This is a genomic window from Parabacteroides distasonis (assembly GCF_004793765.1).
GTDB lineage: Bacteria > Bacteroidota > Bacteroidia > Bacteroidales > Tannerellaceae > Parabacteroides > Parabacteroides distasonis_A.
Window position 1 is genome coordinate 1 of the sequence record NZ_SRYM01000022.1, and the last position, 10,839, is coordinate 10,839.

Sequence of the window (10,839 nt, forward strand, 5' to 3'; positions counted from 1 at the left end):
TGGGCCAAATTTATTTAATGTTTAACTAGTCCCTATTTTTTATGGGACACTAATGTCGCATCTTATTTATAAAGCAGGTTGACCGGTTTGCGACTTAGTAATAAAAGAGGTTGACCATGTTCTATCTTATTCATGAACGAGGTTAAGCCGGACAAAAATAATTAACATTGTTTGCACAAATTCATTCAACTCACGATATAAATAGGTGACCTTAGACTGGCAATCCTAAGACCAATACAGACTTGGCTAAGTAATATATACTGTGTTGGGCAAGTCAGTATATATTACTTAGCCAAGTCAGTACTACTGCCGATAGCAAACTCATCACACAAATAAACCATCAAATGAACGTTGAGATAGAGAATTTACTCTCCCGAAACGATCTTTAGCGAATATCCTTTACCCCGAGCACTCTCTATCACCAAACCCGGAATAGGAGACAAATCCTCTTTAAGCCTTTTAGCCGTAGCGGTAAGAGCATCTTTGGACACACTTCCATCCGGCCAGATTTCTTCTTTCAGCTGATCGGACTCAATGAAATATCCTTTATGTTCTAATAAAATACAAAACAGTTTCAGCCGTTGATTTGCCAATTCGATACGATGCCTATGATAATGCAATACGCCATGTGTTTCATCGAACAAGATATCTTCTGTTATTTGTATCATCTCTTTAGGTGCTTCTTGTAGCGGTAAGATATTTATCCTTGGTCTTTTCCATGTCAAGACAATAGCGATAACCCAGAGAATAACCATTGCCAGAATCCAAAATATATTTCGCAAAAACACTTCACCTACTATATAAAGGAAAGGAAATTGAACAAACGCTTGCAAAACGATCGCCCGATTCGCTCCAAAAACAATTTCTTTTAATGGTATGAAAGATTGATAAAAAGAAGTATCTGAAGAGCTACATTCCGTCTTGTCTATAAAGGTATAACAAGTTACGGTCTGAGCCGAAATCGCATGTTCATACAAAGATGCACGAAAAGCGCTATCCAGCAAGGCGACCTGAATCGGATTCTCCATGGACAAAAAAAACTGGAGACAAAAATCGGACTTCTCCTGTGAAGACATCCTTCGTGCCACCTCCTTATTATTCTTCATATGTATAATCGTATCGGCAGTCTGGATCGTAATGGTATCTCGTTCCAATCGATTAGCACCTGAATAGGAAAAACAAAAAGCATCCCCTAAATCTTTTATCCGCCTATTTGTATCATCTTGAACTGCCTGCTGAAATAAAGTTTGAGACTCTTCTTGTAATTCATACTTTACATTGTGGTATGATTTATAAAAAGACAACAAGCAAAGCATCGTCATCAGAACAAATACACTCCACTTCCAATAAAATTTCCAATTTTGCTTCTCCATAATGATTCCTCGTTGAAACTACAAAGATACGTTTTCCATCCCTTTCTACGAATAAATTCATTCAACTCGCAAGATGAAAGATGACTATAGGTAGACTAAAGGCTTATTTTTCAACTGTCAGCTAAAAGTCACCTAAAAAGATTGGCTATCCAAAGACCAAGCCGTACGTTTGTAACAAAAATTAGAAACGACATGAAACAAATTACTTTTAAGAAAGCTTTCGCTATCATTTTCATTTGCGCCTTGTGTGCTTCGTATTTTCTTTTGAAAGAAGGAAAACAAAATTTCACAGATCTTACTTTCTCTAATATTGAAGCTCTAGCTTCCGGTGAAAGTGGATCCGGAGATTGCTATGGGGCTGGTTCTCTATCATGTAATGGAGGATATTACAAATATATATACAACCGTTAAAATAAAACATGAGCTACTACGTATACATAGTTCTATTAATAGGTAGTCTGGTATCCTGTTCGGAATCCTCACAGCACTTCCCCCGCTACGAGGATTTTCCCGATGAAAAGGCATTAAATGCGCAGGTTATCCACCTAGATACCGCCTTGTTCCGCTATCCTTTCCGGGTAGCGGTCAAGGATGGTATCGCTATTATCATGGACTTGCACAACGTAGATTATTTCTTCCATGCCTTCTCTTACCCCGAATGGGAATATATGACATCGTTTGGCAAACGAGGCGAGGGACCCGAGGAAATGGTATCGGCAGATTGCTTCCGATTTATCTCCAAGGATTCTATCTGGACGCTCGATGCGAACAAAATGCGAACAACCCGGTGGAAGATTGAACAAAATATGAACAACATCATCCCCGTAGAAACGATCGATATGGACAAGCGGCTGGTTAGGGCATTGGACTTTTACCCGATGGAATCGGGCTTTTTGGTATCTGACTACCTCGGTGAATATAGACAAAAGTGGACAGACCGAGAAGGGAAATGGATTCACTCCGCTAATCAGATCCCAACCGAAAATAATTATGAGGACATTGCTCGCCCCGCATTGGCGCAAGCGTGGCGAAGCTTCTTCGACTATAATCCCCAAAAAGGCATCTTGGTCATGGCAACCCAACTAGGAGAAGCATTAGAAATATACAACTTCACAGATACTACACGAACCGTACGATACGGACCTAATGGAGAACCTCAATTCGCAATCTCACGATCGGAGGGAATTCCAACCGGCATCATGGGATTCAGTGATGTTCATATCACAGACCATTTCATTTATGCCGTATTCCATGGGCGTAGCTTCAAAGATATCGGGCAGGCATACCAACGAGGGGAAGAGATTGAGGATGGAGGACGATATATCTATGTATTCGACCTCAAAGGAAACCCCGTCCAGAAATATGTGCTCGACCATGCCATTTACGGTATCAACGTAGATGAGGATACGGGGACGATCCTTGCCACGGATGTAAACAGCAACGATCCGATTCTTTCATTTAAAATATAACGACAAAATATCATGAAATACTTAAATCTAATCATACTATTATTATTCCTTCTAGCTTGCCAAGACAAGAAAAAAGACAAGATCAAGCATTTAGTATCCGAATGGCAAGGAAAAGAGATACGATTTCCGCAGAACATGGTCTTTACACGGTTTGCAACCGATACGGTAGACTTCACCCTGCCAAAATCACCCCACAAGGTGCTGGTTTTCGTGGATTCCATAGGATGTACCAGTTGCAAACTCCAACTGCACCGATGGAAAGAACTGATTCAATACACCGACTCCATTACCCAAGGCAGCATACCGTTCTTGTTTTTCTTCCAGTCCGATGACAAGAAAGAAATACGGTATATATTGAAAAAAGACAATTTCGACAAACCTATCTGTCTGGATCAATCGGACAGGCTGAACGAACTAAATCATTTCCCGGCCGATGGGAGATTTCAAACCTTCCTATTGGATAAGGACAATAAGGTCGTAGTGATAGGAAATCCTATCCACAACCCGAATATCCGGGAGCTATACCTAAAAGAGGTCACCGGAAAACAACCCGCTTCACAAATACAGACCACCGTGAAAGTGGAAGAGGCATCCATACAGCTAGGAACTATCCAAATGGGAGAAAGCAAAGAGGCTGTTTTCCGATTAACAAACACAGGAAACAACCCGTTAGTCATACTAGATGCGGCTACGACCTGCGGCTGTGCCCGCCCATCTTTCGACAAACATCCCGCCAAGCCGGGGGAGACCCTTCAAGTAAGAGTCATCATGACACCGAAAGACAAAGGAGTCTTTGACGAGACGATTACCGTGAAATGCAATACGAATCAACTGATAAAATTAAACATTCGGGGGATGGCTCAATAAATAAAAAAGAAGGGAGAGCTTGGCGGATATATTGGAACGATCACAAGCAAGCCTCCCACCCCACTTTTACTCATGAAGCAGAAAGGAGGTGACACAAAAGTAGTAAATTAAATTGAAAGAGGAATTCGAGAATATCCTTATCTTGCAGAAGAATAGTAAGCAAGAGATTAAATTCTCAAAAACATAAAACATAAACAATAAAAAATAAGATACATGAAAAAAGGAATTTTCGGCTTAATTATTATAGCCGTAACAGCAATCGCAGGTTGGAATTACAGTAAGAATAATAACGATGTTAAGTTATTAGACTTAACCCTCAATAACATTGAGGCCTTGGCTAGTGATGAGTATCATGACTCAATATGGGACATATACTCAACATCAACAGGCCACTCTTGTGTACGAGGAGGTTCACATAGTTGCTTATAACAAAAAATCTAATAAAAAATTCACAGAAGCCTATAAATAAAGACTTCTGTGAATTTAAAATACAAATACCCATGAATAAACTATCATTCTTTATTATCTTTATATCAATAGGTTTACTTTCCGGTTGTTCTCAGAAAGAAAATAGAGCAGACTCTCCTATCATTGATTTTGGAGAGTCCATCAATTCTATAAAAGCTAGTCAATTAATCAAAATAGAAAATTCTGTCAAACTTGAGACAAAAGACGAGTGTTTAATTGGTCATATAGACCACGCATGTGTTTATGATAGACATATATACATATTAGACTCATGGATTTCTAAAAGCCTATTTGTCTTTAATGACGAAGGTAAATATATAACAAAGATATCTGCTGCATCTGGTGGGGAAGGAGAATTTTTAATTCCTTACAACTTTGAAATAGATAAAGAAAACAACACTCTTTTATTAAATGACATCGCACAAAACAAGTTGCTATTTTACGATATAAAAGATTTTAAATATATCAAGTCAATAAACTACAAAGAAAAGTATAACGCTATTTGTAAATTAACAAATAAGGACTTATACATTGGTTACAAACCGATGCGTAATATTCATGAAAACAATAATACACAAATAGATATCCTAGATAGCGACCTAAATAAACAAAAAGGACTAATAAAAGCAGATCCTCGCACCTCTATATTAAGTGGAAAGGTTTTCAATTTTTATAATACGAAACAAGGTGTCGTTGTCTTTCCTTTTTTCTCTAACAAGCTATACAACATCACAGCTGACACTGCAATGGTTCGCTACGAGCTAAGATTTGGAGAATACGATTTCCCACCAAATGATTTTTTCAGTTCAAAGCAATACGAGCCTATCCCTATATTCCAACAGTTAGAAAAAGAAGAGTTTATACAAAACATATATCCATACGAAACGACAGATTATCTTTTAGTTAAATATGATGTCAAAAAAAATAATTTTATGGCCATACACAACAAACATACAAAGAAAAGCATTAATATCGCTTATAACAACATCATCAATGATCTAAATATAAGCAATTTCCCTATACCTATATTTAATGAGGGAGAGAATATTACAGGATATATAGATGCCAGCAACATTGACAGTACTATAAAAAAAGGAGACAATCCTATTCTTATCACATTTAAAATAATTATCTAATAAACTGTGAGATATATTTGCATCATAATAAGACGTGAATATATCTCTTATAAATTACACACTAGACCAAGGAGTCTCCTCCATCGCAGTAGACAATCAAAAGCGGAAGATTTATGGCATCAGCGATGGTCCGGAATATCATAGTGGAGTTCTGCTATTAATAGATCTCCAAAGAATTGGGATATAGGAGAAAAATTATAAGTACAAAAGAATGAGAATAAAAAAACGTATATACAAAACAAGTATAAATCAGATACTAGACTATCTGGCACTTATACTCTATGGAACATTTGGAGTCTGTTGTATATACATATTACTCCTTATCTTTTGTTTCAGCACGTTCAAAATCCCTTCCGATTCCATGGAGCCTCAACTCCAAACCGGAGATCAAGTATTAGTAAACAAATGGATCGCCGGACCTAGGCTATTCAATATTTTCGCATCTATGAAAGGGAAGCGGGTAGATATATACAGAGTACTCGGAGTCGGGCAAATCAAACGGAATGATATTCTCGTATTCAACTACCCGCATCCCTATTCATGGGAGCGGATCGAAATGCACATCATGCAATATTATATCAAACGCTGCCTCGGGTTACCGGGAGACTCCATCCGGATCGAACAGGGATTCTACCGAAACAACCATACAAAAGAGCCTTTGGGGAATGTGGAAAGTCAAGCGAACCTATCCAGACAAAAAGCGGATCGGATGCCGGACGGTGTCTACCGTTGTTTCCCTTTTGATTCTACATTCAATTGGAATGTTCATGATTTCGGTCCTTTGTATATCCCCCGAAAAGGGGATAGAATTACCGTGAATCAAACAAATTATAAGCTATACAAACAAATGATCGAGTGGGAATCAAAAGATTCCCTATCGTGGAAAGAGAATAAGGCTTATAGGGGGAACAAAATCATAGAGCACTATCAATTCCAAAACAACTATTACTTCGTGGCGGGAGATAAAACCGAAAACTCCCGGGACTCGCGATATCTCGGGCTTATACCGGAGGATTTCATCGTGGGTATCGCTTGGAAAGTGTGGAAATCCAAAGATCCTTACACGGGAAAATACAGGAAAGATCGTTTTTGGAAAAATATTCGTAACAATCAAGAGCCATGAATAGAATCATTACATTTCTGCTATGCGCGACAAGCCTGCTTGCTTGCGACTTCACCTCTAGTCCGGAAGAAAGAATGCTGGAGTATGCTTTGCGACAAGCCGGTGATAACCGAAAAGAGTTGGAATACGTTATCGAACATTACGAAGGTGACTCATTAAGAAGAGAAGCCGCCTGTTTTCTTATACGTAATATGGTCTATCACTTCGGATTTGATAAACGAGACAAGGTTCCTGACATTACATCCATATCCTCAAGCTACTTAATTAATAACATCGAGTTAGCATTCCAAGTCTGGCCTAAACCTTGGAACCGGAATGTCTGCTTTAACGATTTTTGCAGGTATATACTTCCCTATCGAAGTTTACATGAACATCCCTCCAGCCTGCGAGAGACACTTATGAAAACATATCTTCCTTTGCTAGACAGCCTGCATATCAACAATACATACGATGCGGTAATGACAATGCAAAAGATTTTAAAGACCCGAGTGGCCTATCACGAAGTTATCCCCCAATATTATCCTACAGCGGAAGAAATTCATGAAACCGGACTTGGACGTTGTGACGGGATGGTGATGTATGGTGTTAACATGATGCGTGCGGTTGGTGTTCCCACCGTAGCAGAACATACCATTTGGACTCGGAGGAATAGTGAACATTATTGGTGTGCCTTTTTAAATGATGATGGGAAATTCTTACCTTTCGCCCCGGAAAATGAGGGGCCGGACTCTTTAATTTATAATCTTACAAGGCCATTTCTAACCCCCGCCAAGATATACAGATACGGATTCGCTCCTTTTGAGCCGGTAATTCTCGAATCATCCGATGAATACCGGACTTTCCTAAAGAACCCTTTATTAACCGCTGTCACCGAGCAATATTTACCTCCCGTCACTGATATACAGACAATTTGCGACTTCCCCGTGAAATCGGAGAAAGCACCTGTTTACCTTTGTACCTACAATTACAAAAACTGGCGACCTTTCGCCCTAAGTGAACGGATCGGGAAACAGTGCGCATTTTCCAAGATCGTAGGTGATGACGTATTCATCATCGCAGAGTATGACAAAGACACGCATGGATTCTTACGCTTTATCACATATCCATTTCATGTGAGTGCCAACGGTATTATCACTAAAATAAAACCGGACTCCACTCACTTCGAATCGATCTTCATTAATTCGGATAACGCTTATCAACAAAAAGTCCCCCATACACTCTGTTATTGGGAACAAGAGCAACAATGTTTTAAAACCGGACATTTCCCGATGGAGACATTGCCGAAAGGTATCATTATTCGCGACATCCCCAAAGGCAGCTTATTAAAAGGCATGATATCTTGGCCGGGAAAAGCCGCAGAAGACCGCATTTTCTTGATCGACAACGACACGATAAAAAGATATTAAACATGAAAGATCTACCTTTTTCCGGAACATACGCATTATTGGGGGTTCTTTTATTAGGTAACCCCCTCATAGACTTGGGGCAGCTATTCTCTAGCCTAACAGCGCAGAAAGTCTTTTGGATTCAGCTCATCGCACTTTTCCTCGCTATTACATGCTTATTATCGTTACTTTTTCACAAAGGTCGAATCTTCTATGCATGGACTTGGGTAGATACCCTGCCAATCGTATGCTTTGTCTGGACCCTCTTTTCCTATCCTTATCCTATAGATGCGGAGCCGGAAAAAATTCTATTTATCGGGCAGGTCATTGTCTTATGGTATGTTTTTAGGCACATAACACACAGGTTTCCGGTTCTCAATGGCTATTATCTATCCATCTTTCTCTCCATTGGCCTCATTGAAGCGATATGGGGCTTCCGGCAATTACAGGGTTGGGAGTATTCGAATCATTCTTTATTCCGTTTAACCGGCTCTTTTTTCAACCCGGGGCCTTATTCCGGCTATTTAGCGGTAACGCTACCGGTCGCTTTAGGCATCTTGCTGAAACAGCCCAAACAGAATATCATATATTATTTTTCCGCGGCATGTGTACTTTCAATCATCATGGTTCTTCCAGCAGGGATGAGCCGGTCGGCATGGATAGCCTCCATTAGCTCTTGCCTTTGGGTATACGCTATGTACCGACTGAATTGGGAACAGATAAAAGCAAAAGTAAGACAACATAGAAAACTATATATAACAAGTACCATCCTCGGATGTATTTTGCTATCCGGAGGTAGTATCGCCCTTTATTCCTTAAAAAAAGATTCCGCGGACGGAAGGTTCCTAATGTGGAAGATCACGGCAAAAGCGATACAGAAACAACCGATTACAGGTACCGGCCTAGGTGGGTTCCCTGCCGCTTACGCTGAAGCGCAAGCGGAATATATGGCTTCGGGAAAGGCTACCGAACAGGAAAAACGGATAGCCGGATGTCCGGAATATGCTTTCAACGAATATCTACAAATTGGATTGGAGCAGGGAGTCGTTGGGCTGACTTTATTTACCGCATGGCTAGGGCTTCTATTTTATAAAGGAATAAAGAACAAGAGATATGCTTGTTGCGGGGGATTGATGTCTCTGGCTCTATTCGCTTTCTCTTCTTATCCATTGCAATTGCCGGAGTTTTGGGTAGTATTGATATTCCTAGGGGTGATGAGCGTAACACCGGACAAGGATGAGATCCGTGAAAACCAAGCCGAATCAAATGCCCATAGATGGGGCAAACAGATATTTTTTATGGGAATCTCTATCCTTGGAATTGGTTTGTTCTGGATGCAAAAAGATCATTATAAGGCTTATCAAAAATGGAACAAGGCGCAAATGTTTTACAACAATAAAGCTTACGAAGCGGCCTTGGAGGTATATGAACCTTTGTATCCATTATTGAAGCATAAACCGGAATTCCTTTTCGAGGCCGCTCAATCTCTTAGCAAAACCGGACGATATGAGAAAGCGAATGAATATCTGGAAAGAGCTATCTTATTAAGCTCCGATCCCATGCTTTATTACGTAATGGCTAAAAATGAGCAGTGTTTAGGTGAATACCGACAAGCGGAAAAGCACCTGTTACATGCCATTGATATTTTACCGGAACGTATCTATCCGTATTATCTGTTAATGAATCTTTATACGGAACCATCTTATTTTCAACCTGCAAAATTGAAAATGGCGATTGATTCCGTATTAACTAAGAAACCCAAAGTGGAAAGTTCCGCTATTAAAGAAATGAAAGAGAAAGCACGAAGTATGTTAAACAACACATCAATATGAATACAATATACTTATTTTTATGGCAATTACGACTATATCGTAACAATAAAATACTTACATTTGCAAATGATAAATTGTACAAACCGATCAATCATACGAGTATGAAGTACTATAAATTGTTGACCTTTACGCTCTTATTCTGTTTAAGCGCATGCGGTGGAGAAAAGAAAGATACAGATGCCACACAGGATTCCGTAGAAACCGTATTGCCGGATGAGGCGAACGAAGTCACGATTATAACATTGAAGCAAATGGAATTTAATCATGAGTTGATAAGCAATGGTAAATTATCCGCTCGCAAGTTGGTGGACTTACGGTTTGAGTCGGCGGAACCCGTCGCCCGAATCTACGTGAAGAACGGAGACCGGGTAAGCAAAGGACAGAAAATAGCGGAACTCGCCACTTTCAGGCTCACCAACAAAACAGCGCAAGCCAAAGACGCCTTAGAGAAAGCGAGACTTGAATTAAAAGATGTATTGATCGGCCAAGGCTATATGCTGGAAGACTCAGCGAAAGTCCCGCCTGCGACGCTCAACCTAGCACGGGTAAAAAGTGGATATGATCTGGCGCTCGCCCAATATCAACTTGCCCTATATGAGGAACAGAACGCGACGCTAATCGCACCTTTCGATGGTATTATCGCAAACCTTTTCGCTAAACAAGAGAACGTGGCATCTACGACGGACGCATTCTGTACCGTTATCGATCCTCATAGTCTGGAAGCCTCTTTCACCGTATTGGAAAGCGAGTTGCCGCTTATCCAAAACGGAGATAAAGTGGAAGTTACCCCTTTCGCTACCACCAGCTTAAAGACTGAAGGCCGTATATCCGAGATTAACCCGCTAGTGGATGAGAACGGGATGGTACAAGTGAAAGCGGCGGTAAACGACAAAGGTAAATTATTCGAAGGCATGAATGTACGGGTTAGCGTACAACGCTCGCTCGGGAAGCAATTGGTCGTACCGAAAACGGCCGTGGTATTACGTTCTGGAAAGCAGGTCGTGTTCACTTTAGTTGATGGGCACGCTTATTGGAACTACGTGCGCACCGGACTGGAAAACGCAGATAGTTATACCCTTTTAGAAGGATTGAAAGAAGGGGATGTCGTGATTACAAGCGGCAATATTAATCTGGCGCATGAGTCACCGGTCAAGGTAATTGAAAATTGAGAATTGAAAATTAACTG

General features: G+C 40.2%; 10 protein-coding genes. 9 read left to right on the forward strand and 1 reads right to left on the reverse strand.

All coding sequences use genetic code 11. The features are described 5' to 3' along the window. Nucleotides 1-365 precede the first annotated feature (365 nt). The gene (locus E5342_RS09385; protein ID WP_121735153.1) at nt 366-1,373 is read right to left on the reverse strand and encodes a winged helix-turn-helix domain-containing protein; all 1,008 of its coding nucleotides are present in this window, start codon (nt 1,371-1,373) and stop codon (nt 366-368) included. A gap of 192 nt (nt 1,374-1,565) precedes the next feature. Between E5342_RS09385 and E5342_RS09390 the strand changes: the two genes are divergently transcribed. The 9 genes from E5342_RS09390 (at nt 1,566) to E5342_RS09430 (ending at nt 10,822) form a co-directional block, all read left to right on the forward strand. Continuing rightward, on the forward strand, nt 1,566-1,784 hold the full coding sequence (locus E5342_RS09390; protein WP_005867482.1) for an NVEALA domain-containing protein: 219 nt from the start codon (nt 1,566-1,568) through the stop codon (nt 1,782-1,784). 8 nt (nt 1,785-1,792) lie between these two features. Further along, on the forward strand, nt 1,793-2,842 hold the full coding sequence (locus E5342_RS09395) for a TolB-like 6-bladed beta-propeller domain-containing protein (protein WP_121735151.1): 1,050 nt from the start codon (nt 1,793-1,795) through the stop codon (nt 2,840-2,842). Between the two features lie 12 nt (nt 2,843-2,854). After that, nucleotides 2,855-3,709, forward strand: coding sequence for a DUF1573 domain-containing protein (locus E5342_RS09400; RefSeq protein WP_121735150.1), 855 nt, complete (start codon nt 2,855-2,857; stop codon nt 3,707-3,709). A gap of 213 nt (nt 3,710-3,922) precedes the next feature. After that, a complete protein-coding gene (locus E5342_RS09405; RefSeq protein WP_121735149.1) occupies nt 3,923-4,138 on the forward strand; it encodes an NVEALA domain-containing protein in 216 nt (71 codons plus the stop codon). A gap of 71 nt (nt 4,139-4,209) precedes the next feature. Further along, nucleotides 4,210-5,313 carry a 6-bladed beta-propeller gene (locus tag E5342_RS09410; RefSeq protein ID WP_121735148.1) on the forward strand — a complete coding sequence of 368 codons (1,104 nt, stop codon included), beginning with the start codon at nt 4,210-4,212 and terminating at the stop codon, nt 5,311-5,313. A 211-nt stretch (nt 5,314-5,524) separates the two neighbouring features. Next, entirely contained in the window at nt 5,525-6,436 is a 912-nt protein-coding gene (gene lepB / locus E5342_RS09415; protein WP_135959269.1) for a signal peptidase I, read from the forward strand. After that, on the forward strand, nt 6,433-7,842 hold the full coding sequence (locus E5342_RS09420; protein WP_121735146.1) for a transglutaminase domain-containing protein: 1,410 nt from the start codon (nt 6,433-6,435) through the stop codon (nt 7,840-7,842). Before lepB ends, E5342_RS09420 begins: the two co-directional genes overlap by 4 nt. Before the next feature lie 2 nt (nt 7,843-7,844). Beyond that, a complete protein-coding gene (locus tag E5342_RS09425; protein WP_121735145.1) occupies nt 7,845-9,653 on the forward strand; it encodes an O-antigen ligase family protein in 1,809 nt (602 codons plus the stop codon). 101 nt (nt 9,654-9,754) lie between these two features. Continuing rightward, nucleotides 9,755-10,822 (forward strand): efflux RND transporter periplasmic adaptor subunit, encoded by a 1,068-nt coding sequence (locus E5342_RS09430; RefSeq protein ID WP_121735183.1) that lies wholly within the window; start codon nt 9,755-9,757, stop codon nt 10,820-10,822. Nucleotides 10,823-10,839 lie beyond the last annotated feature (17 nt).